Origin of the sequence: Gordonia sp. PDNC005 (genome assembly GCF_016919385.1) — a bacterium.
Lineage (GTDB): Bacteria > Actinomycetota > Actinomycetes > Mycobacteriales > Mycobacteriaceae > Gordonia.
This window is the reverse complement of the sequence record NZ_CP070351.1, coordinates 4,175,864-4,199,013: the sequence shown is the minus strand read 5'-3', so window position 1 is coordinate 4,199,013 and position 23,150 is coordinate 4,175,864. Positions and strand designations below refer to the sequence as shown.

Here is a 23,150-nt window from a genome sequence, read left to right as displayed (position 1 = left end):
GTCAGCGACCCGTTCCCGCGTAGACGACGGCTTCCTCGTCGGTGCCGAGCTCAAATGCTTCGTGCAGCACGCGGACTGCGTTGTCGAGGTCGTCGTCGCGGACGAGGACCGAGATGCGGATCTCCGAGGTGGAGATCAGCTCGATGTTGATGCCCGCGTCACTCAACGATTCGCAGAACGTCGCAGTGACGCCGGGGTGGCTCTTCATGCCGGCGCCGACGAGCGACACCTTGCCGATGTGGTCGTCGAGGTTCACCTCGGCGAAGCCGAGCTCGTCACGGAGCTTGCCCAGTTCCTCGACGGCCAGAGCGCCGAGTTCCTTCGGGAGTGTGAAGGTGATGTCGGTCTTGCCGGTGTCGATCTTCGACACTCCCTGCAGGACCATGTCGATGTTGATCTCGGCGTCCGCGACGGCGCGGAACACCTTGGCCGCGTAGCCCGGCTTGTCTTCGATGCCGACCACGGTGACCTGAGCTTCGCTGCGATCGTGCGCAACACCGGTGAGAATGGCTTCTTCCACAGGAATGTCCTCCATCGAGCCGGACACGATGGTGCCCGTGTTGGTCGAGTACGACGAGCGCACATGTACCGGAACGTTGTAGCGGCGCGCGTATTCCACGCACCGAAGCATCAGAACCTTCGCACCGCAGGCCGCCATCTCGAGCATCTCCTCGAAAGAGATCTTGTCGAGGCGGCGTGCATTCGGCACGATGCGCGGGTCCGACGTGTAGATGCCGTCGACGTCGGTGTAGATCTCGCAGACGTCGGCTTCAAGGGCCGCGGCCAAGGCGACGGCGGTGGTGTCAGAGCCGCCGCGACCCAGGGTCGTGACGTCCTTGGTGTCCTGCGAGACACCCTGGAAGCCGGCGACGAGCACGATGGTGCCCTCGTCGAGCGCGCTCCGGACACGACCGGGAGTCACGTCGATGATCTTGGCCTTGCCGTGGCTGGACGTCGTGATGACACCGGCCTGTGAACCGGTGAACGACCGGGCCTCTTCACCGAGCGCTTCGATCGCCATCGCCAGAAGCGCGTTGGAGATTCGCTCACCGGACGTCAACAGCATGTCCATCTCGCGCTGCGGCGGGTTCGGATTGACCTGTTCCGCCAGGTCGAGCAGTTCGTCGGTGGTGTCTCCCATCGCCGAAGCGACCACGACGACGTCGTTGCCCGCGCGCTTGGTCTCCACGATCCGCTCCGCGACGCGACGAATGCGTTCGGCATCCGACACGGACGAGCCACCGTACTTCTGGACGACCAGTGCCACGTGTGCACCTTCCTCAGGTTTCTCTCGAGCTGAACTCGGATCTGTTCAATCGGTCAGTGGTCCACCCTACCGGCCTGGTGTGACCCCCGCGCAGGCTACGCACGCCTGTGTGACCTCCGCTACCTGTCCGTAGGATCGACCGCGATGACTTCCGCCCTCCACTCTCGACTCCCGACGTTCCGCTGGACCCCGGCGTGGACCGCCGTCACCGTCTACCTGGCGATCCGGGTGATCGGAGTGCTGGTGCTGGCCTGGTTCGGCGGGATCCGCGACATGGCGCTGCGGGGCCTGCTGACCAAGTGGGACGGCACGTGGATGCTCGACATCGCGGAGTTCGGGTACGACGGCGTTCCGGCGACGGGCACTGACGCCAACGGAATACACACGGCGACAACTGCCTACGCCTTCTTTCCCGGGTATCCGGGCCTGGTCGGTCTGATTTCGCAGGTGCCTTTCGTGTCGCCGTTCGCGGCCGGCCTCGTCGTCAACGTGCTGATCGGCGTGGCGGCCGCAGTCGGCATCAGCCGTCTCGGGACCGTGTGCGCGCGCCGCATGCGGCCGCAGGCCTCGGAAGCCGTGGCCCGTCGCGCCGGACTCATGTTGGTGATCTTGTTCGCGGCGGCCCCGATGGGGATCGTGCTGTCGATGACCTACACCGAGGCACTGTTCTGTGCGCTCACTGCGTGGGCGCTCGTCGGGGTCCTCGAGGAGAGGTGGCTGCTCGCAGGCTTCAGCGCTCTCGCGGTCGGACTGGTGCGACCGACGGGCATCGCCGTCGTGTTCGTGGTGATGCTCGCAGCTGTGCTCGCTCGCCACGACGGGACCCGCGCCTGGATCGCAGGTGTTCTCGCGCCTCTGGGGTACGTCGGTTATCTGTGCGTCGTGTGGGCCAAGACCGGCTCCCCCACCGGCTGGTTCACCATCCAGACGTCCGGCTGGGACACCCGGTTCGACGGCGGTCGCGCCACCGGGACCTTCCTCTACGACAACCTGACCGGTGCGGCCGACTTCGTCTCGATCGCGACCTGCCTGCTGATCATCGTGTCGTTGGTACTGCTGGCGTGGTCGTTCGCCGACCGTCTGCCGTGGCCGGTGCTCGTCTACGCGGTGCTCGTGATGTCGTCAGTTCTGCTGTCGAGCGGCCTGATGCAGTCCCGCGCCCGGCTGTTGCTGCCCGCATTCGTGATTCTCCTGCCGGTGGCGGTCCGACTGGCCGGCGCATCGCGGACCGCATTCGTCTCGTCCGCGATCGGCGCGGCACTTGCGTCCGCCTGGTTCGGCGCCTACATGCTCACGGTCTTCGAGTACGCGATCTGATCGCCATCCCCTCGAGCGGAGTCGAGACATCTCCTCACCCCGTCGAGCGGAAAGCCGACCCGTGCGAGTGAAACGAGACTAAGGGTAGAGACGCACACAACCGCATCCGGCCTGATCCGACCATCGGTACACTCGGGACACACACCGAACCGAGGAGACTCCGATGAGCACTGCGCCGATCCGCAGTGCGTCGGCAGTGTTCCGTCCCCTTCGTTCCGGTTCTCTGGTCGACCAGATCACCGACCGAATCCTCGACGCCGCGGAGTCCGGGCTCCTGCAGCCGGGTCAGCGTCTGCCCAATGAAGCCGAGTTCGCGGCGGCACTCGGAGTCTCCGCGTTGACGATCCGCGAAGCGCTGTCGCGTCTGCGTTCGGAGAAGGTCGTCGTGACCACTAGAGGACGTACCGGCGGCAGCTTCATCTCTCCGGCGCTGGCTCCGTCGACGGCCCGCGCAGAGGACCGACTCCGTGACCTGACGCGGCTCGAGATCGCAGAGATGGCCGCCCATTTCGAGGCTCTCGCCGTCGGGTGCGCGCGAGCCGCAGCTCGCCGCGCGGGCGCCGCCGACATCGTGGCACTTCGCGCCATCACGGCCATCGATCCCGATGTTTCCGACTTGTCGGTCGCGTGGCGTCAGGTCGAGACGGAGTTCATCGTCGAAGTCGCGACGATCGCACGCATCGCACGCCTCTCCCGTGCTCTGATGTCCGTGCAGTCGGAGTACGGCGTCCTCACACTCCTACCCAACGAGGACTCGGACTACCGGCACGAGGTGGCCCGGTTGCGAAACGATCTGACCGATCATCTCGAGGCACGTGACGAGTCCGCCGCAACGTCGACGATGCGTGGGCTCATCGCCGCCAACACCACGTGGCTCCTCACGAGGCGCGCTGAACTGATGTGAAGGGGGAGGTCGGAATGAGCCGATCGGCGGACCGACCGAAAGAAGTCGAGGCCATCACCGCGACCATGGACACGTTCGCCGAACGCGTCCAGGAATGGTCCGTGCAGTTGGGCCGAAAGCTCGCCTCCCATCAAGGCTCGCTGTCGGCCACCGCCGTGGATCGCATCGTCAAACCCGATGTGGAATTGATGCTCGCCGATCCGGAGGCGAACATCGCGGGAGGCGGGTTCGTGGCCGCCTCGGGGCTTCTTCCGTCGGGCGGCAGCTTCATGGCCTGGTGGCAGGGCGAGTCCGTCGATCGTGTCGACGCGCTGGCGAACCTGTCGATGACCGCCGCGAACCGTTACCTGGACGCCGACTGGTACCAGGGCCCGGTCACCACCGGACGACTCACCGTCACCGGTCCGTACATCGACATGCTGTGCACCGACGAGTTCGCGCTCACCTACACCTGCCCCGTCACCTGGCCCGGAGCGCCGACGACCACTTCCGTCGCGGGCATCGACGTGACCGTCGCCGACCTGGAGAAGATCCTCTACCGCGAACTCGCCGCTCTCGGTCCGGACGCCGCACTGATCAACGCCGAAGGACGCGCGATCGTCACCGCGTCACCATCCGAACTCCCGGGTGATTTCGTCAACACCGACCGCACGACGTGGCCGCTGAGTCACGGACTCGCGGTGGTCGTCTGACTGTCACCCCAGAAATGGATCACTCGCGCCCGGGAGGGGTGGTCACCGGGCGCGAGTGAATTCTTGGGGCAGCTCAGCGGGCGGTCGCCTGCTGACCGGAGAGCCGCTGCGCCAACCAGATCGGGATCACCGAGACGACGATCAGGACCACTGCGACCACATTGACGATCGGCGCCTGGATCGGGCGGAAGAGATTCTGCAGAATCCACACGGGCAACGTCTGTTCGCCGGAGCCGAGCGTGAACGTGGTGACGATGATCTCGTCGAAGCTCAGCGCGAACGAGAGCAGACCACCGGCGAGAAGCGCGGAACGCAATTGCGGCAGGGTCACGTTCCAGAACGTCTGAAAGACGCCCGCACCGAGGTCGGCCGAGGCCTCCTCCAACCGCGAACTCATCTGCTGAAGACGGGCCTGCGCGTTGTTCAACACAGTGACCATGCAGAACGTGGCGTGGGCGACGATGACCGTCCACATCGACAGCGGCACGCCGAGGACCGTGGTGAACAGGTTGTTCAACGCGATGCCGGTGACGATGCCGGGAAGAGCGATCGGCAGGATCGCCAGCAGATTCACCGAGCTCTTGCCGAAGAACGAGTACCGCTGCAGTGCCATGGCGAGCAGGGTTCCGAGAACGAGTGCGATCGCCGTCGAGACCAGCGCCACCTTCACCGACACCACCACGGCGTCGAGCACGGCCTGGTTCTGTGCGGCGCGCTTCCACCATTCGAGAGTGAAGCCGGTGGGCGGCCAGCCGAACGCCTTGTCGGCGTTGAACGAGTTGATCAGGACGAGCCCGAGCGGGACGTAGATGAACGCGAGGACGAGTGAGGTGAGGACACCGAGTACCCAGCGGGCAGACGTGGACAGTCTCATATCGATCAGCTCCTGCTAGACGTTCTTCAGTGCGCCGGTGCGACGGACCAGCAGCAGATAGGCGAAGACGATGACGATCGGCACGAGCGACACTGCGGCCGCGAGTGGGAGGTTGTTGGCGCCGCCGACGTTGGCGTACACGACGTTGCCCAACATCTGAGTGGTGCCGCCGACGATCTGGACGGTGATGTAGTCGCCGAGCGACAGGGAGAAGGTGAAGATGGTGCCTGCGATGATCGCCGGCTTGAGCAGCGGCAGGATCACCCAGCGGATCGTCGACCCCGGCTTGGCCCCGAGGTCGCCGGACGCTTCGAGAAGCGAACCGGGGATGCGTTCGAATCCGGCGTGGATCGGCAGGATCATGTACGGAAGCCACACGTACGACAGCGTGATGACAACGGCGGTCAGGCTGTAGCCGGGGCTGTCGATTCCGAGCGGCTTCGCGAGCCAGGAGAACAGCCCGCCGTCGGCGAGGATGTTGCGCCAGGCGTACACCTTCACGAGATAACTCGCCCACAGCGGCATCAGCACGGCGGCGACCAGCAGTTTCTGCCATCGCTGCGGTGCGACCTTCGCGATGAAGAACGCGATCGGGAGAGCCAGGATCACATCGATGACCGTCACTGCGAGGGCGACGAACACCGTGCGCAGCGCGACCTTCTGATAGATCGACTCGGTGAGGACCGCTTTGATGTTGTCGAACGTCCACTCCTGCGAGATCGCTCCGGTGAACGTGTCGACCGTCCACAGCGACGTCACCAGCAGCAGGATCAGCGCGAGCACGTAGATCAGTGCGAGCCAGCCGGTCGGCAGGATCAGGAGCCCGGCCAGACGCAGCCGCGGCATGCGGTTCAGCAGCGCCGACAGCGGTCGTGACCGCACCGGTGCCTCCGTGTGTGAGGTGGTAGTCATCGAGAAGTCCTCAGTTGAAAGTCAGTGGTGGCGATGAAGCGCCGTGGAGACGGTGACCGCGCAGCGCGAGGACTGCGCGGTCACCGGTCGAGTCAGCCCTTGATTTCGAGCCAGGCCTTCGTCCACTCGGAGTAGTCGATGCACTTCACATCGGTGCGTCCGTCGAGGCACTTGGCGACAGGCGTGGTCCAGTACCAGATCTTCGACGCGTAGTCGGCGTCACCGGAGTGGTAGGTGTCGCAGTGCTTCTTGTCGGTCGTCAGCTCACACGCCTTGGGGTTGGCGGGCGATTCGCCGAAGTACTCGGCGACCTGTGCGTTGGCCTTCGGAGACACGATGTAGTCGAGCCACTTGTAGGCGCAGTTCTTCCGCTCCGACTTCGAACTGACCATCCAGGTGTCCGACCAACCTGTGGCACCTTCGGACGGCAACACAGTCTCGACCGGAGTGTTGTTGCCCTTGGCGATGTTCGCACCGACCTGCCAGGTGGTGCCGACAACGCTGGAGCCGTTGCCGAATGCCTGGACCGACTTGGTGATGTCACTCCAGTACTCGCCGACGTTGGGGCGCTGCTCTTTGAGGAGCGCGACGGCCGCGTCGAACTGGGTCTGATCGAGTGCGTACGGGTTCTTGATGCCGAGTTCGGGCTTGTGCGCCATCAAGTACATCGCGGCATCGGCGATGTAGATGGGCGAGTCGTACGCGGTCACCTTGCCCTTGTGCTTCGGAGCGTCCTCGAACACCGCCTTCCACGATGTGGGCGCGGGCTGGACGATGTCGGTCCGGTACATCAGCAGATTGGCGCCCCAACCGTGCGGAACACCGTAGTTCACGCCGTCGACGGTGTTCCAGGGCTTGTTCTTGAGGAACGGGAACACGTCCTTGTAATTCGTCAGGAGGTCTGTGTTGATCGGGTCCACGTCGCCGCCCTCGATGAGACGCAGGGACGCGTCACCGGAGGCCGAGACCACGTCGTACTGTCCCGACCGCATCAGCGTGAGCGCCTCGTCGGATGTTCCGAAGGGCTTGAACTCGACCATGCAGCCGGTCTGCTCTTCGAACGGCTTGACCCAGTTGGCGTTCGGATCGTTGCTGCCGTCCTCGACGTAGCCGGGCCACGCGAGAATCGAGACCTTCCCTTCACCGTCACCGAGCGCCGTCATCTTGTCGGTCGACCGGCCGGAGCCGCCATCGGCTCCACACGCGGCGACCGTCACGGCCAGCGCAGCGGCAGCGCTCGCCACCGCGAGTGCCTTCTTGCTGAACTTCATGATGTTCCTTTCGATTTGGAGAAATTCGGTGCGGTCGCGATCACGCCGCGGTCTGGGGCAGCCAGACGACATCGGCGTCGGACCACGACACCGTCACGGCCTGACCTGGTTCGATGCCGTCTCCGCCGCCCGGATGCAGCGCCACGATCTCCGTGCCGTCATCGAGTCGTACGGTGACGTGGGTGGTGGCGCCGAGATACGCCACCGACGTCACCTCGCCGGAGCCCGAGCTTCGGTCAGCACCGGGCAGCTCACCGAAGGCGATCTGTTCTGGACGCAGCGTGAACTCCGTGTCCCGGCCGTACCGCCTCGTCGCGGCTTGCGCGGTGAACAGGTTCGACGTCCCGACGAAGTCGGCGACGAATCGACTGTTCGGGCGCGTGTACAGCCCACGCGGAGTGTCGACCTGCTGCAGCGCGCCGTTGTTGAACACGCCGACGCGGTCGCTCATCGTGAGCGCCTCTTCCTGGTCGTGGGTCACGAAGATGAAGGTGATTCCGACGGAGCGCTGCAGTTCCTTGAGCTCCACCTGCATCTCGCGCCGGAGTTTGAGGTCGAGCGCTCCGAGCGGTTCGTCGAGGAGGAGCACTCGTGGTTCGACGACAAGCGCTCGTGCGATGGCGACGCGCTGCCGCTGACCGCCGGACAGCTGTTCGGGCTTACGGTCGGCGAGCTTGCCCAGCTGCACGCGGTCGAGGGCCGCGCGGGCGCGTTCGCGTCGTTCCGCGCGGCCGACCTTCCGCACCCGTAGCCCGTAGGCGACGTTGTCCAGCACGTTCATGTGGGGGAAGAGCGCGTAGTCCTGGAACACCGTGTTGACGTTCCGCTCGAACGGGGCTTTGTCGGTCACGTCCTCGCCGTGGAGCTCGATGGTCCCCGACGTCGGCAGTTCGAATCCGCCGATGAGTCGCAGCACTGTTGTCTTGCCCGAGCCCGACGGTCCGAGCATCGAGAAGAACTCCCCGTCACGGATGTCGAGGTCGAGGTCGTCGACGGCGGTCATGTCGCCGAACTTCTTGCAGACCTGACGTAGGCGGACTGCCACCTTCGTCTCCGGCTTCTCGTCGTTCATCGCCCACTCCCTCATGTCGCTCGTGGATCACATTCGATGGGTTGATGTGATCTGAATCATGCGAGAAAACATATAACACTAGAGGCTTTATTGAAAGACTTTTCTGTGAGCAAGTTGAGAGATGGATTTCGGAAGGCGGGCACGTACCCTTGGACCTGGCGTTCTTCCGCAACCCGGAGTCTTGCCGCCTAACCGTCTCCCGCGACCCGGAAGAGAACTCGCATGTCTGCGCCCGCCGCCGGTCAGGCCGCCACCCGTCGTACGTGGTTCGGCCTCATCGTTCTGCAGCTACCCGTACTGCTCGTCTCGATGGACTTCTCAGTCCTCTACCTCGCCATGCCGACGATCATCGACTCGGTGGGACCGTCTGCGACACAACAACTCTGGATCCTCGACATCTACGGATTCATGATCGCCGGCTTGCTGATCACGATGGGCAACATCGGCGACCGCATCGGCCGACGACGCATCCTTCTCGCAGGCGCCGCAGTGTTCGGCATCGCCTCGGTGATGGCCGCGTTCGCCCCCAGCGCCGGATTCCTCATCGCGGCCCGCGCCCTCATGGGCATCGGCGGAGCCACCCTCATGCCGGCCAGCCTCTCCCTGATCGCCAACATGTTCCCGCTCGCTGGGCAACGCGCACGTGCGATCGGCGTGTGGACCGCGGCGTTTGCGGGCGGCGCCGCGATCGGCCCCGTGATCGGCGGTGTGCTCCTGCACCACTACTGGTGGGGAGTGGTGTTCCTCATCAATGTCCCGGTGCTGGCAGTGCTGTTCGTGGCGGCGCCATCTCTGCTGCCCGAGTTCCGCGCCGATCACACCGAACCGTTCGACTTCATCGGCGTCGCGCTGTCCCTGCTCGGCATCCTTCCCGCCGTCTACGCGGTCAAGGCGCTCGCCGCCGAGGGCGTCTCCGCGCCGACGATCGGGGCGGGAGTGTTCGGCATCGTGATGCTCGTCGCCTTCCTCGTCCACGAGAACCGGGCCCCGTCCCCGCTGCTCACCCTCAGCCTCTTCAAGAACACGACGATCAGCGCGTCCCTCGCCATCGCACTCGTCGGCATGATGACGCAAGGCGGACTGGCCTACCTGACCAACCTCTACCTGCAGTCCGTCCTCGGCTTCGACGTCCTGGAGGCCGCCCTGGCGGGCATCCCGATGGCCATCACCGTGGCGTTCTTCTCGGTGTACGCGGACCGGCTGACCAGAAAGGTCGGGGTTCGCATCGCACTCGCCGGGTCGGTCCTGATCGCAGCCGTCGCCACCATCGGACTGGTCGCACTCACCGAGACGAGCGACCTGTGGATCTTCCTGGTCCTCACGGCTCTCGCCGGCGTCGGATTCGGCATCCAGTTCTCGCTTGTCACCGATGTGGTCGTCGGTTCGGCCCCGCCGGAGAAATCCGGCGCGGCGTCCGGGCTCTCCGAGACCAGTTTCGAGCTCGGAACTGCACTGGGACTGGCTCTGCTCGGTTCCCTCGCGACCGCGGTATTCCTGTCGAAAGACGACGGACACGGGTTCTCCGACTCCCTCGGCGAGACGCTTCACATCCACGGAACAACAGGTCCCGCGGCCGATGCGGCGCGAGCCGCGTTCGTCGACGGCCTGCACGTTGCCGCAATCGCCGGTGGATTACTGCTCGCCGCACTCTCAGTGGTCGTCATGGTGGTCATGCGCGGATCCATCCGCATTCAGCACGGCGTCCACTGACCGACGCGGGCGGCCGATTCCCGAGTGCTATCCTGGCGACATGCAGCGTGCACTCCTTCTCGGTTGCCGCGGCGGGGTCTGATCCGACCGGCCCTCCGTCGCGGGGCCTCTTCACGCGCCGGTCAACCCCATCCTTATTTCAGTAGGAGATTGACCGAAAATGGCACCAGCTGACGCCTTCACTTCCGGACCGAGCCGTATCGTCGAGCCGTCCGGCCCCATCCCAGACGGCCAGCCGAGCTGGAATCCGCAGCGCAATTCCGCGATGCCCGTCCACCGCTACCGCAGTTTCGCCGACGAGGTGGAGCAGATCTCACTGCCCGACCGCACCTGGCCCGACAAGGTGATCGACCGCGCCCCGATGTGGTGTGCCGTCGACCTGCGCGATGGCAACCAGGCGCTGATCGATCCGATGAGCCCGGCACGAAAGCGCCGCATGTTCGATCTCCTGGTCCGGATGGGCTACAAGGAGATCGAGGTAGGTTTCCCGTCGGCCAGCCAGACGGACTTCGACTTCGTCCGCGAGATCATCGAAGACGGCGCGATCCCCGATGACGTCACCATCCAGGTGCTGACCCAGGCGCGCGGCGAACTGATCACCCGCACCTACGAGGCCTGCGCCGGTGCGCAGAACGTGATCGTTCACTTCTACAACTCCACGTCGGTGCTGCAGCGTCGTGTGGTGTTCCGCGCCGACAAGGAGGCGATCACCAAGATCGCCACCGACGCCGCGACCCTCTGCCTGGAGGAGGAGAAGAAGTACCCGGACACCAACTGGCGGTACGAGTACTCCCCGGAGAGCTACACCGGCACCGAGTTGAGCTACGCCAAGGAAGTGTGCGACGCCGTTTCCGCCGTCATCAAGCCCACCCCGACCAAGCCGCTGATCATCAACCTGCCTGCGACCGTCGAGATGGCGACGCCGAACGTGTACGCCGACTCCATCGAGTGGATGAGCCGCAACCTGGAGCGTCGCGACTCGATCATCCTGAGTCTGCATCCCCACAACGACCGCGGTGAAGGTGTCGCCGCCGCCGAGCTGGGATACGCGGCAGGCGCCGACCGCATCGAGGGGTGCCTGTTCGGCAACGGTGAGCGCACCGGCAACGTGTGCCTGGTGACGCTGGGCATGAACATGTTCAGCCGCGGTGTCGACCCGCAGATCAACTTCGCCGACATCGACGAGATCCGTCGCACCGTCGAGTACTGCAACCAGTTGAACGTCCCCGAGCGTCACCCGTACGGCGGCGACCTCGTCTACACGGCGTTCTCCGGCAGCCACCAGGACGCCATCAACAAGGGCCTCGATCAGATGAAGATCGACGCCGACGCGCAGGACAAGGACATCGACGACATCCTGTGGCAGGTCCCCTACCTGCCGATCGACCCCAAGGACGTCGGCCGGAATTACGAAGCGGTCATCCGTGTGAACAGCCAGTCCGGCAAGGGCGGCGTCGCCTACATCATGAAGGCCGACCACGGTATGGACATGCCTCGTCGCCTGCAGATCGAGTTCAGCCGAGAGATCCAGAAGATCACCGACGGCGAAGGCGGCGAGGTCAACGCCAAGGCCATGTGGGACGTGTTCTCGCAGGAGTACCTGGAGCCGGTCACTCCGCTCGAGCGCATCCGGCAGCGCGTCGACGCCGCAGAGGAGGACGGCGGCGAAGACCAGATCTCGGCGATCGTCAAGGTCGACGGCGTGGAGAAGGAGATCGTCGGCGCAGGCAACGGCCCGCTCGCCGCGTTCGTCCACGCGATCTCGACAGTCGGGTACGACGTCCGCGTGCTCGACTACTCCGAGCACGCGCTGACGGCGGGCGACGACGCCAACGCCGTCTGCTACGTGGAAGCCGAGGTCGACGGCGAGATCGTGTGGGGCGTCGGCATCGCGCCGTCTATCACCACCGCGAGCCTCCGCGCAGTCGTGTCTGCGGTGAACCGCGCACACCGCTCCGCGGCTCCCGCAGAGGAAGCCGCCGAGGGCGCCCGCACCTGGGCTCCGTAGCCCGAATCGCGATCTACCGCGCGGCCCCCGCTTCAGAGCGGCGCAAAGCGCAGGAAACGCATGCACCCCCGCTCGTCGAGCGGGGGTGCATGCGTTGGTCGATCAGAAGATCGAGCGGATCACGTCGGCCGCGCCCATGCTGAGGCTGCCGAAGTCGAGCGAACCGTTGCCGCCGTCGGTACCTCCGTCACCGTCGACCTTCACGATCTTCGGCCCCGAGATGGAGCCCGAGTATCCGTCTGTGCCGCTGTACGTCGCCGTGACGGTGTGATTCCCGCCGGCGGCGAACGTGTGCTGCAGAGTCGCCTCACCGTTCACGACGGTCACCGGACCGCCGACGTCAGTGCCGTCGACCTGGAAGCGCACAGTTCCGCCGTTCACGCTCGACGGCGTCAGAGCGGCCTTGAGCTCCACCGCGACGCCCTTCTGAGCGGTCGACGGCGCCGACACCGTGAGGGTCGTCGACTCGTCCCCCGGATCCGGTGCGGAGACGACGATCGTCTTTGCCGCCGATGTGGAGCCGTTGTACCCGGCTGCACCGGAGTAGACGGCGGTCACCTGGCGGCTGCCCACTGTGGTGAAGGTGTGCTGGATGGACGCGTTGCCACCGGTCACCGCTGCGGGTGAACCGACGTCGGTGCCGTCGACCTTGAACTGCACGGTGCCGCCGTTCGGAGTCGGGGACACCGACGCCGACAACGTCACCGCGTCGCCGGTGATCGCCGCACCCGGTGAGGTGACAGTCGTCGTCGTGTCCTCATCGGTCGGGGCCGGATCGTTGACCGTGACCGCCTTGGCCGCCGATGTGGAGCCGTTGAAGCCTGCCGCTCCCGAGAACACTGCGGTCACCTCGCGGCTGCCGTTGGCGGTGAAGGTGTGCTGGATGGACGCAGTGCCGCCGGTCACCGCCGCGGGCGAACCGACGTCGGTCCCGTCGACCTTGAACTGCACCGTGCCGCCACCCGGATTCGGAGCGACCGTCGCCGACAGCGTCACCGCGTCCCCCTTGGTCGCAGACGACGGAGCCGACACCGTTGTGGTGGTGTCCTCGTCGATCGGCGTCGGATCACTGACCGTGACCGTCTTGGCCGTCGAGGTGGACGCGCCGAAACCGGTCGACCCCGAGAACACCGCGGTCACCTGATGAGCGCCGGCCGATGCGAACGTGTGCTGGATCGACGCGCTACCCGCAGTGACCGTCTTCGGAGTGCCGACGGCATCGCCGTCGACCTTGAACTGCACCGTGCCGCCGAGCGGAGCCGGAGACACCGACGCCGAGAGCGTCACCGCGTCACCCGCGGTCGCCGTCCCCGGTGCCGTCACGGTCGTTGTCGTGTCGATGTCGATCGGTGTCGGATCGGAGACTGTCACCGTCTTAGCCGACGATGTCGAGCCGTTGAAACCCGATGCACCCGAGAACACCGCCGTGACCTGGCGGCTGCCGGTGGTGTTGAAGGTGTGCTGGATCGAGGCCGTTCCGTTCGACGCCGACACCGGCGCCCCCACGTCATTGCCGTCGACCTTGAACTGGACAGTTCCGCCGCCGGGGTTGGGCGCGACAGTCGCCGAGAGCGTCACCTCGTCGCCCTTGGTCGCGGTTCCCGGAGCCGACACCGTGGTCGTCGTGTCCTCGTCGACCGGTGCTGCCGATTCGATGTTGATGGTCGCGAGCGGACCCGCACCCGAGTTCAAGGCACCACCGTCGGTGTCCCGAGGAGAACAGCGAGTCGGCGCCCACTGCGTTCCCAGGAATGAAGCCTTGGCCAGCTGGGTGTTGTAGTTCGCGTGATCCCCCTGATTTCCGGCGTTGCCGGAAGTACGGATCTTGGGCTGGATGCTCCCGGACTGGCCCGCCTTCAACGTCACCTTGATCGCGGGCAGACGGAACCAGGTCTCGCCGCCGCTGTTGGTCGAACCGTCGAGGTTCTTCTTCGTCTTCGCTACGAGGATGCCGCCCTCAGAGTTCGTGCTCGCCGACGGACCATTGCCGATCACCTGGTTGTCGCCGGACAGGCGGATGACGGTGCCACCGGCGTCGACGTTTCCGCTCGTGTTCACGCGCAGGACGTTCGGCGCCACGCCCGACAGACCGACACCGGTGCCCGCTACTACTTCGGAACTGACGTAAGTCGCGTTGTCCGGAATCTCATAGTCGAACTTGATTCGTGACAGGTTCGTTGTGGTTGCACCAGAATCCTTGTCCGGGTACGACGAAGCGCTCGGCTGAATCGTGTACGAGAACGTCTCTCCCGGAGTCACGGACTCCGGGGCGTCGATAGTCATCGTTGTATTCGTGATGCGCTTCTGGTCGCCGATCACCGAGCCTGCAATACAGGAGTTCTTAAACGATGCGGTGCTCGTGGCCGCAGACGCGGGCACCGCGCCCAACGTGCCCGCGAGCAACGCCGCGCCGCCCACCAGGGCGACGGCACGACTGGTTGTCAGTCTCATGGAGGTCCTTCGTTCAGTTCGCAGAGAGATCGATTCCTACATGTATGACACCGATCACAAATCACGCCCAGCAGATCTCCTGGTACGGCACAGAACCGCGACTCCGCCATCGATTCGTGTCCACGAATCGATGGCGAACGTCGTTTTCGGGACAGCGCGTACGGCACAGTTGAGACGTGATGATCTCCAAGCCGATCGCCGACGGTATTCGCGAAGGCAGGATCACCTGCCAGTTCCGCAGGTGGGACGAACCGCGGGTGAAGGTCGGATCCACGCAGGTCACGTCGGCGGGATTGGTCCGCTTCACCCGAGTGGCCCGGGTGAGCGACGTCGAGCGCATCTCAGACCGGTCTGCGCGCGCCGCCGGGATGAAGGACGCCGCCGCCCTGCGGAAGGCGCTTGCCCCGAAGCCCAACCGCAAACCGTCTCCGCGTGGATCAAAAGGCGGCGACACGATCTACCGGGTGACGCTCGAATGGGCCGGCGAGGATCCCCGGCTCGCTCTCCGCGAGCAGATCCCATCCGATGTCGAACTCGACGACATCACCGCCCGTCTCGCACGGCTCGACAAGCGCGAGACCGGCCCGTGGACCCGGGAGATCCTCGAATGGATCCGCGACAACCCGCGAGTGGTGTCCAAGGAGCTCGCAGCGCTGCGTCAGGTCGAGTTGCTTCCGATGAAAGTCGACATCCGCAAGCTCAAGGCGCTCGGGCTCACCATCAGCCACGACGTCGGATACGAACTCTCACCGCGTGGCGCGGCGTATCTGGCACATCTCGACTCCGCTCGATGAGCCGGGACGACTCCGCTCTCCCGTGCTCCTTGAGCAAGGAAGATCAGCGCTCGGCGAGATAGAGGGCCCTGGCTTCACGGGCGTTGCGGCCCCTCAACTCGTGCAAGACGGCGGGCGGGATCTCGATGAACTCATAGTCTGCGTCGAGGCCGCCCATGGCGACGGCGATCCACCTCGCATCGTCCACCTGCATCGTGACCAACGCACCGTCGGCATGGGCGGCGACCTCGGCGTGACGGCCGATCCGCGACCGGACGAGATCGGCGTCTGTGTGCACCAGGAGTCGGACGACGTGCTGATCGCGCCCCGCTCGCAAGCTGTTCCGCACGTACGCCGCCGCATCCCCGCCGGGGACGGTCCTCGGACCGAAACGACGCTTCTCCGGTTTGGCGTCGGCGAGTCTGTCCAGCCGGAAGGTGCGCCAGTCGAGACGGTCGAGGTCGTACGCGAGCAGGTACCAGCGTCGTCCCACCGGGACCAGACGTAGCGGCTCTACACGGCGACGTCCGGGCACCCGCCCGTCGCGAGCCGCAGGCGCGTAGTCGAACGTGAGTTCCGTCGAGTCACGGCATGCGAGGGCCACCGTGGTCAGAGCCTCCGCATCGAGTACCGGGGCTTCCGCTTCGCCGGGCAATGTCACGCTCATCGCGCGGACGGCATCGGCACGCCGTCGAAGTTTGGGTGGCAGCACCTGCATGACTTTCGCCAACGCGCGGACCGACGCCTCCGCCAATCCTGCTGCAGGGCCTGATGCCGCACTACGCAGCGCCGCAACGATCGCGACGGCCTCCCCCTCGTCCACCACCAACGGCGGCAGCGAGCCACCCGGCGCAAGCTGATAGCCACCACCTGCGCCGCGTACCGACTCGACCGGGTAACCGAGTTCACGGAGGCGTTCGACGTCGCGACGAACAGTCCGCTCGGTGGTGTCGAGTCGATCGGCGAGTTCCGCTGCCGCCCACAGCCGATGTGCTTGCAGAAGCGCAAGCAGCTTCAGAGTTCGCGTCGTCGTGTCGGCCATACAGTGATCCTCACTCCGATAGCGGACAGAAAATGACCGGAATTATTCTCGATCTTACCGGACAGTTCCTGTCCACATTGCTTCGTAACGTCGTCGGTGACCGAAAGACCACTCACCGGCAGGAGCACCTCGTGAGCACCACCCTAGACACCCCGGCGCCCAGCGCGTCGACCCTTGATTCCGGCCCGAGCATCGGTGGGCGAGCGCGCACGATCGCCCTCGTCTGCCTGCTCGCCGCGTCGTTCATGGAGCTCATGGACGCGACCATCGTGAACGTCGCGCTCCACACTCTGCAGGAAGACCTCGGGGCCTCCCCCGCCGCTCTGCAGTGGATCGTCGCAGGCTATCCGCTCGCCTATGCGATCGGACTGATTCTCGGTGCACGGCTGGGTGACCGCTACGGCAGGCGTCGCCTGTTCATACTCGGGCTCGTCGCTTTCGGCGCGGCGTCCCTCGCCTGTGGCCTCGCCGCGGACCCGACCCAGCTCGTCACGTTCCGCCTCATCCAGGGCGCCGCTGCCGCGTTGATGGTTCCGCAGGTCCTGACCAACATCCAGGTCCTCTACCCGCCGGCCGAACGCGGCCGCGCCATGGGGCTGTTCACGTCGGTCATCGGTGTCGCCGCAGTCACCGGACCGGTATTGGGCGCAGTGATCACCAACAGCGACTGGTTCGACCTCTCATGGCGTCCCGCATTCCTGATCAACGTTCCGATCGCCGTCATCGCGGTGATCGCTGCTCGAATCTTCATCCCGGAGACTCACGCCGACCGTCCGGCGCCGATCACCCTCGGCTCTGTCGCACTGCTCGGAGGCTCGCTCGCCGCGATCATGGCTCCGATCACCCTCGGACCTGAGAACGACTGGCCCGCATGGGGATTCATCCTGATCGCGCTCGGCGCGGTGGGACTGGCCCTGTTCGGCGCTCGTCAGGTCGCCGCTGAACGTGCGGGCTCCGTGCCCATGGTCCCGCCGTCGGTGTTCGGCACGGTCTCGTTCCGCTCCGGGCTCGCCGCATTCGCAGCGCTGTCGATCCCGACCGGCGGCTACTTCCTGGTGCAGTCCCTGCACGTCCAGTTGTCTCAGGGCTGGTCCGTGCTGCACACCGGCCTCATGTGGATCCCGTTCTCGTTCGCCGTCCCGATCGCCGCAGGCCTCTCGGCCACCGTGCTCGCCGCCAAGTTCGGCAAACACGTCCTCCAGGCCGGCGCGGCCGTACTGATCACCGGCATGACTTCGATGATCGTCGCCAACGGCTCCGCCCACCCCGGAATCTGGTTCGCGGTTGCTCTGACCGTCGCAGGTCTCGGCTTCGGACTGATCGTCGGTGCGGCAGGGCTGCTCGTCCTCAACGATGTCCCCGTCGAGCAGGCGGGCGCCGCCTCCGGCGTGTTCAACACCGTCCAGGCATTGACGGTGGCGATGGGCGCCGCAGTGATCGGCACCGTGTACAGCACGGTGTCGGAGTCGTCCGGTTTCGACGACGCCTACCGCATCGCGATGTGGATCATGATCGGCCTCGTCGCCTTCGGCGCCGTGATCGCGCAAGCCATGCCGAAAGTGAAGATCACCATCTGAGCACTACAAAGATCGCCTGTCTCATCGGTCTACGAGGGCATATCGCCCTCGTAGACCGATGAGACGGGCGATCCTAGGCGGTCAGGCCGCCGCGTCCATCGCCGCCGCGGCAGCGGCGGCCATCGCAGCGACCACGTCGCGGGCGGTCGGGCTGATGAGGCCCATGTTCGCAAACCCGTGGATCATTCCGCCTGCGCGGTTCACCGTCACGTCGACGCCCGCCCTCTCAAGTGCCGCAGCGTAATCGAGGCCTTCGTCGCGCAGCGGATCGAAGCCCGCGACCACAACGTACGCCGGTGGGAGTCCTGCCAGCTCGCCCTTCAGCGGCGAGGCCCGCGGATCTTCCACGTCGTCTCGCGACGGAAGGTACGTGTTGATGAAGAACTCCATGTCTGCCTCGGTGAGGAACAGGCCTTCGGAGAACTCCTTGATGGACCCGCGCTTGGTCGACACGTCGGTCACGGGGTATATGAGGAGTTGGAGGCAGGGCTGCACCGCGTCGTCGCGCACCTGCTGCGCGACGACAGCACTCAGGTTGCCGCCTGCCGAGTCGCCCGCGACAACGATGCGGCGAGGGTCGAGCCCCCACGTCGGCGCCTGTTCGACGGCGTAGCGGAAGGCCGCGACCGAGTCGTCCACAGCTGCGGGGAATTGATGCTCCGGCGCGAGGCGATAATCGACGGACAAGACGTCGGCGCCCGACGCGACTGCCAACGCCCGGACAAGCGAGTCGTGACTGGCCCGGCTGCCCACGACGAACCCTCCGCCATGAAGGAAGACGATCAGACCGCGGGCACCGGACTCACTGACGCGGTATCGCGTCGCGGGAATCGGACCGTCCGCGGACGGAATGATCAGATCCTCTTCGATCGCGAAAGGCGGGAACGTCTGCGCCATCGACGCCGACGTCTGGTCGAGAATCGTTCGCGACTGCGCGACGTCACCGTTCAGCAGCGCCGCACCCGGAAGGTGCCGTGAGGCTGCCGCGATGACGGACATCTCGGGAGCGAGGCTCTCGCCGTCGGAATTGGTTCGTGTGGCCCGGGCGAGCGCGGCGAGCACACCACGCGGAAGCAGGCCGAGAGCCTTCATCGCCGGGCGCTGGGCGCGTGCTTGCAGGGACAGGCGGACTGACGTTGCGCGGCTCACAGTTGCCGAACCTATCACCAACCATTGTCACTATGCGTCGTCGGTCACTCCGGCGAGACGGTCCATGTCCTCCAGAGACCGGCCTTTCGTCTCCGGTACGAACTTGGCGACGAAGAGGAACGACAAGAATGCGAACGCCGCGTACATGAAGTAGCCGAAGGTCAGACTGAAGTCCTTGATCGCCGGGAACGTCATCGTGATCACCCAGTTCGCAGCCCATTGGCCTGCAGCGGCGACCGACAACGCCGCGGCGCGGAACCGGTTCGGGAACATCTCACCGAGCAGAACCCACACCATCGGTCCCCAACTCATCCCGAAAAAGACGACGAAGCCGTTCGCGGCGATGAGCGCGACGACACCCCACGCGCCCGGCAGAGTCTGCACCGCCTCGCCATCCTTCATCACCACTTGCCCGTTCTCGATTTTGTCGGTGAGCTGACCGAAGCACACCGCGACGGCGGCGAGCGTCACCGTCATGCCGACCGAGCCGACGAGAAGGAGCGGGCGACGCCCCACCCGATCGACGAGGGCGATCGCGACGAGCGTCGTCGCGATGTTGATGACGGAGGTGATCGTGGACGTGAGGAACGCTTGACTCTCGTCGAAGCCCGCGGCCTCCCACAGCACATTCGAGTAGTAGAACACCACGTTGATTCCGACCGCCTGCTGAAAGACCGACAGGAGGAGACCGATCCAGACCACCGGGTAGATGCCGCCCGACGGACGTTTGAGGTCGCGCCAGGACGGCTTCTTCTCGCTGTTCATGCTCGCCCGGATGCGGTCGATGGTCAGTTCGAGATCGCGTGCGCCGAGAAGCCGTTCGAGCACGGCACGTGCTTCGGGAAGTCGTTGCTGCGAGATCAAGTAGCGCGGCGATTCCGGAATGGTGCCCGACAGCACTCCGTACAGGATCGCAGGCACAGCCATCATCAGGAACATCCACCGCCAGGCGTCCATCCCGAACCACAGCACTTCGTTGGCGCCGCCCGCGATGTTGCGCAGCGCAAGGTTCACCAGGAATGAGAGGAAGATGCCCAGCACGATCGCAAGTTGCTGAAGGGAGCCGAGCCTGCCCCGGATACCCGCAGGCGACGTCTCCGCGATGTAGGCGGGTGCGATCACGGATGCGACGCCGACCGCGAATCCGCCGACAACGCGGAACACGATGAAGAGCACCAGCCCGCCGGTACCCCAGCTGGACGGCGCAAAAGCGCAACCGACAGCACTGAGGACAAACAGCACCGCCGCTATCTTCATCACCATCAGACGACCGATCCGGTCGGCGATCCGACCCGCGGTCAACGCGCCTGCCGCTGCTCCGAGGAGGGCTGAGGCGACAGCGAAGCCGAGTGTGCCGGAGTTGATCGCGAAGTCCTCTTCAAGCGCCTTAGTCGCCCCGTTGATGACCGATGTCTCATAGCCGAACAGCAGTCCGCCCAATGCGGCGACGGAGGCGATGCGAACCACTCCGTGTCCGGTCCCCTCTTCATCAGATGTCGCTCCTGCGTCAGAGGTGGGGCCGGAGACGTTCATGTGCACCCTTCGATCTACGGCGGACGAGTACTCCGATCGTAGGACACGGGCGGCGCAGCGGATCCGTGAAACGCCTAGTCCTCGCGCTCTCGCACCACTCCATTCCAGAAGATGGACGCGATCGCGTAAATGATGACGACTCCGACCACCGGCATTCCGCCGATGATGACGTCCGTCGCAGGTGAGCAGTGTGCCGGGCCCACTCCACCGCAGATGTGTCGGTCATCGCCCAGCTTCGCCGCAGTGGCGGAGCTGACGGCCGCCAATCCGGCCCACAGTCCCGCGAAGGGATACGTTGCTGCGGCGCTCGGACCCGTGCGCCGCAGCAACAGAGCCCCGACGCACAAGGCGGCGCACAAGAGCGAAGTCCGCATCAGCACAGTTCGAACGTCCGGGGAGCCAATGTCCGCCTCGATGAGGAAGTAGAAGATGATCCAGGGCGCTGACATCACCACGAAGATGTGCGCCAGACGAAACTCCTGCCAGGATTTGGCGGGCCGCGTCGTGGACAAATCAGCCATGCTCGTCATCCTGTCACGATGCTCACAGCGCACGCAGGCGGTCGCGATCGGCTCGTGTGGGAAACTCGACGGTATGCCGGATGCCCCTCGCCTCCCGATTCGCACCCGTACCGCCCTCGCGGCCGCGGCGTCAGCCCGCTGGGCGTCGCGCACCGCAGGTCGCGGCAAGGGATCGATGATCGGTGGCCTGATCGCCGAGAAGATCGATCCGAAGATCATGGCTCGCCTCGCTGCGGGCAAGAAGACGGCGTTGATCACCGGGACCAACGGTAAGTCGACCACCACGCGTATGACTGCCGCCGCGCTCGCCACCATCAGCGACGTCGCGACGCAGGAGGACGGCGCGAACATGGACGCGGGCATCATCGCGACGCTGACGCTGCATCGGCCTGCGCCGCTCGCCGCCCTCGAAGTGGACGAGTTGCACGTGCCGAACGTCGCCGATAGCACCTCTCCCGCGGTGATCACGATGCTGAACCTCTCGCGCGATCAGCTCGACCGGGTCGGCGAGATCAACGTGATCGAACGCCGCCTGCGTGGCGCTGTCGACGCGCACCCGGAATCGACGGTTGTCGCGAACTGCGACGACGTCCTCGTGACTTCGGCCGCATACGACGGCAAGAACGTCGTGTGGGTGGCCGCAGGCGCGGCATGGGTCGGCGACTCCGTCGGCTGCCCTCGGTCGGGCGAACCGATCATCCGACGTGACGGCGACTGGTATTCGAGCGGCACTCCGTCGTTCCGCAGGCCGACGCCCGACTGGTGGTTCGACGACGACAACGTCTACGGGCCCGACGGTTTCACCGCTCCCCTCATGCTGAAGGTGCCCGGCCGCGCGAACCGCGGCAACGCGACGCAGGCGATCGCGACGGCCGTCGCGATGGGCGCCGATCCCGCCGCGGCCACGAAGGCAGTCGGCACGGTCGGCGAGATCGCGGGCCGGTACGGCGTCCAGCGTCTCGGCGAACACCGCGTTCGCACCCTGCTGGCAAAGAACCCCGCGGGCTGGCAGGAAGCGCTGTCGATGATCGACCCGGACGCCGACAGTCTCGTGATCGCTGTGAACGGGCAGGTCCCGGACGGCGAAGACCTCTCGTGGCTCTGGGACGTGCGCTTCGAAGAGTTCGAGAACACGAAGGTCATCGCGGCAGGTGAGCGTGCCGCAGATCTGTCGGTGCGCTTGCTGTACGCGGGCGCCGAGCACACCGTCGTCGACGACCCGCTGGTCGCCATCCGGACCTGCCCTCCGGGTCGAGTCGAGGTCCTCGCCAATTACACGGCGTTCCGCGACCTCGCTATCGCGATGAACAGAGCCGGCGCCGATGTGACAGTCGAGGAGAAGTGATGAGCGAGTCGACTCTGCGGATCGGTCTGGTCCTGCCCGATGTGATGGGTACCTACGGTGACGGCGGCAACGCGCTGATTCTGCGCCAACGTGCACGTATGCGCGGGTTGGACGCGGAGATCGTGGAGCTCACGCTCGAAGACGACGTCCCCGACTCGCTCGACGTCTACACGCTCGGCGGCGCCGAGGACGCTGCTCAGCGCATCGCAACACGGCATCTCGCGGAGCATCCCGGCCTGCAGCGCGCAGCAGAGAAGGGCACGCCCATCCTCGCGATCTGCGCCGCCATCCAGGTGCTCGGCCACTGGTACGAGACGTCGGCGGGCGAGCGTGTGTCGGGCATCAGCATGCTCGATCTGACGACGTCGCCTCGGGAGGTCAGGGCGATCGGCGAACTCATCACCGATCCGCTGCTGGACGGTCTCACGCAGTCGCTGTCGGGGTTCGAGAACCACCGCGGCGGGACTACTCTCGGGCAGGCCGCCAAGCCGCTCGGCCGGGTCAGGCACGGAGTCGGCAACGGAGGCGGCGAACCCGTCGAAGGCGTCGTGCAGGGCAGTGTTCTCGCCACTTACATGCACGGCCCTCTCCTCGCCCGAAACCCCGAGCTGGCCGACTACCTGCTGGCGAAGGCGACCGGGTCCGAGCTCGCTCCCCTCGACCTCCCCCAGGTCGACCGACTCCGTCGGGAGCGTCTGGCGGCCGGTCGCTGAGCCGTCTCAGTACCGGCGA

General features: G+C 65.7%; 19 protein-coding genes. 9 read left to right on the top strand and 10 right to left on the bottom strand.

Annotation, left to right across the window (positions count from 1 at the left end; genetic code table 11):
* Window position 1: 1 nt before the first annotated feature.
* Complete coding sequence (locus JVX90_RS20170) at window positions 2-1,267, bottom strand: aspartate kinase (protein WP_008377274.1); 1,266 nt, start codon at window positions 1,265-1,267, stop codon at window positions 2-4.
* Between the two features lie 144 nt (window positions 1,268-1,411).
* Between JVX90_RS20170 and JVX90_RS20165 the strand changes: the two genes are divergently transcribed.
* The 3 genes from JVX90_RS20165 (at window position 1,412) to JVX90_RS20155 (ending at window position 4,180) form a co-directional block, all read left to right on the top strand.
* The gene (locus tag JVX90_RS20165; protein WP_205330415.1) at window positions 1,412-2,584 is read left to right on the top strand and encodes a hypothetical protein; all 1,173 of its coding nucleotides are present in this window, start codon (window positions 1,412-1,414) and stop codon (window positions 2,582-2,584) included.
* Window positions 2,585-2,747: 163 nt separating this feature from the next.
* Window positions 2,748-3,488, top strand: a complete 741-nt coding sequence (locus JVX90_RS20160; RefSeq protein ID WP_205330414.1) for a GntR family transcriptional regulator — start codon at window positions 2,748-2,750, stop codon at window positions 3,486-3,488.
* Window positions 3,489-3,502: 14 nt separating this feature from the next.
* Complete coding sequence (locus tag JVX90_RS20155) at window positions 3,503-4,180, top strand: cache domain-containing protein (RefSeq protein ID WP_205330413.1); 678 nt, start codon at window positions 3,503-3,505, stop codon at window positions 4,178-4,180.
* 73 nt (window positions 4,181-4,253) lie between these two features.
* Here JVX90_RS20155 and JVX90_RS20150 read toward each other — a convergent pair whose 3' ends face one another.
* From JVX90_RS20150 to JVX90_RS20135, 4 genes are all read right to left on the bottom strand, one after another.
* Window positions 4,254-5,054 carry an ABC transporter permease gene (locus tag JVX90_RS20150; RefSeq protein WP_205330412.1) on the bottom strand — a complete coding sequence of 267 codons (801 nt, stop codon included), beginning with the start codon at window positions 5,052-5,054 and terminating at the stop codon, window positions 4,254-4,256.
* 15 nt (window positions 5,055-5,069) lie between these two features.
* Window positions 5,070-5,966 (bottom strand): ABC transporter permease, encoded by an 897-nt coding sequence (locus JVX90_RS20145; protein ID WP_205330411.1) that lies wholly within the window; start codon window positions 5,964-5,966, stop codon window positions 5,070-5,072.
* A 92-nt stretch (window positions 5,967-6,058) separates the two neighbouring features.
* Window positions 6,059-7,237 carry an ABC transporter substrate-binding protein gene (locus JVX90_RS20140; protein ID WP_205330410.1) on the bottom strand — a complete coding sequence of 393 codons (1,179 nt, stop codon included), beginning with the start codon at window positions 7,235-7,237 and terminating at the stop codon, window positions 6,059-6,061.
* 40 nt (window positions 7,238-7,277) lie between these two features.
* Window positions 7,278-8,309 carry an ABC transporter ATP-binding protein gene (locus JVX90_RS20135; RefSeq protein ID WP_205330409.1) on the bottom strand — a complete coding sequence of 344 codons (1,032 nt, stop codon included), beginning with the start codon at window positions 8,307-8,309 and terminating at the stop codon, window positions 7,278-7,280.
* A gap of 222 nt (window positions 8,310-8,531) precedes the next feature.
* Here JVX90_RS20135 and JVX90_RS20130 point away from each other — a divergent pair, with 222 nt between their 5' ends.
* Entirely contained in the window at window positions 8,532-10,019 is a 1,488-nt protein-coding gene (locus JVX90_RS20130; protein WP_205330408.1) for an MFS transporter, read from the top strand.
* A gap of 160 nt (window positions 10,020-10,179) precedes the next feature.
* Entirely contained in the window at window positions 10,180-12,027 is a 1,848-nt protein-coding gene (leuA, locus tag JVX90_RS20125) for a 2-isopropylmalate synthase (RefSeq protein WP_205330407.1), read from the top strand.
* A 102-nt stretch (window positions 12,028-12,129) separates the two neighbouring features.
* Here the strand turns inward: leuA and JVX90_RS20655 are convergent, their stop codons facing one another.
* Window positions 12,130-14,478, bottom strand: coding sequence for an Ig-like domain-containing protein (locus JVX90_RS20655; RefSeq protein ID WP_240193976.1), 2,349 nt, complete (start codon window positions 14,476-14,478; stop codon window positions 12,130-12,132).
* Between the two features lie 179 nt (window positions 14,479-14,657).
* Between JVX90_RS20655 and JVX90_RS20115 the strand changes: the two genes are divergently transcribed.
* Entirely contained in the window at window positions 14,658-15,272 is a 615-nt protein-coding gene (locus JVX90_RS20115) for an ASCH domain-containing protein (protein WP_205332520.1), read from the top strand.
* Window positions 15,273-15,315: 43 nt separating this feature from the next.
* Here JVX90_RS20115 and JVX90_RS20110 read toward each other — a convergent pair whose 3' ends face one another.
* Entirely contained in the window at window positions 15,316-16,293 is a 978-nt protein-coding gene (locus JVX90_RS20110; RefSeq protein WP_205330406.1) for a YafY family protein, read from the bottom strand.
* 32 nt (window positions 16,294-16,325) lie between these two features.
* Between JVX90_RS20110 and JVX90_RS20105 the strand changes: the two genes are divergently transcribed.
* Window positions 16,326-17,870: an MFS transporter gene (locus tag JVX90_RS20105; RefSeq protein WP_240193975.1), complete on the top strand. Its 1,545-nt coding sequence runs from the start codon at window positions 16,326-16,328 to the stop codon at window positions 17,868-17,870.
* An 81-nt stretch (window positions 17,871-17,951) separates the two neighbouring features.
* On the opposite strand, the gene JVX90_RS20100 is transcribed toward JVX90_RS20105, so the two are convergent.
* The 3 genes from JVX90_RS20100 to JVX90_RS20090 form a co-directional block, all read right to left on the bottom strand.
* Window positions 17,952-19,019, bottom strand: a complete 1,068-nt coding sequence (locus JVX90_RS20100; RefSeq protein WP_205330404.1) for an alpha/beta hydrolase — start codon at window positions 19,017-19,019, stop codon at window positions 17,952-17,954.
* Between the two features lie 30 nt (window positions 19,020-19,049).
* The gene (locus JVX90_RS20095) at window positions 19,050-20,552 is read right to left on the bottom strand and encodes a sugar porter family MFS transporter (protein WP_205330403.1); all 1,503 of its coding nucleotides are present in this window, start codon (window positions 20,550-20,552) and stop codon (window positions 19,050-19,052) included.
* Window positions 20,553-20,626: 74 nt separating this feature from the next.
* A complete protein-coding gene (locus JVX90_RS20090) occupies window positions 20,627-21,073 on the bottom strand; it encodes a hypothetical protein (RefSeq protein ID WP_205330402.1) in 447 nt (148 codons plus the stop codon).
* A gap of 73 nt (window positions 21,074-21,146) precedes the next feature.
* Here JVX90_RS20090 and JVX90_RS20085 point away from each other — a divergent pair, with 73 nt between their 5' ends.
* Complete coding sequence (locus JVX90_RS20085) at window positions 21,147-22,418, top strand: MurT ligase domain-containing protein (RefSeq protein ID WP_205332519.1); 1,272 nt, start codon at window positions 21,147-21,149, stop codon at window positions 22,416-22,418.
* The gene (locus tag JVX90_RS20080; RefSeq protein WP_205330401.1) at window positions 22,418-23,131 is read left to right on the top strand and encodes a glutamine amidotransferase; all 714 of its coding nucleotides are present in this window, start codon (window positions 22,418-22,420) and stop codon (window positions 23,129-23,131) included. The genes JVX90_RS20085 and JVX90_RS20080 overlap by 1 nt, the downstream gene beginning before the upstream one ends.
* The last annotated feature ends 19 nt before the right edge of the window (window positions 23,132-23,150 follow it).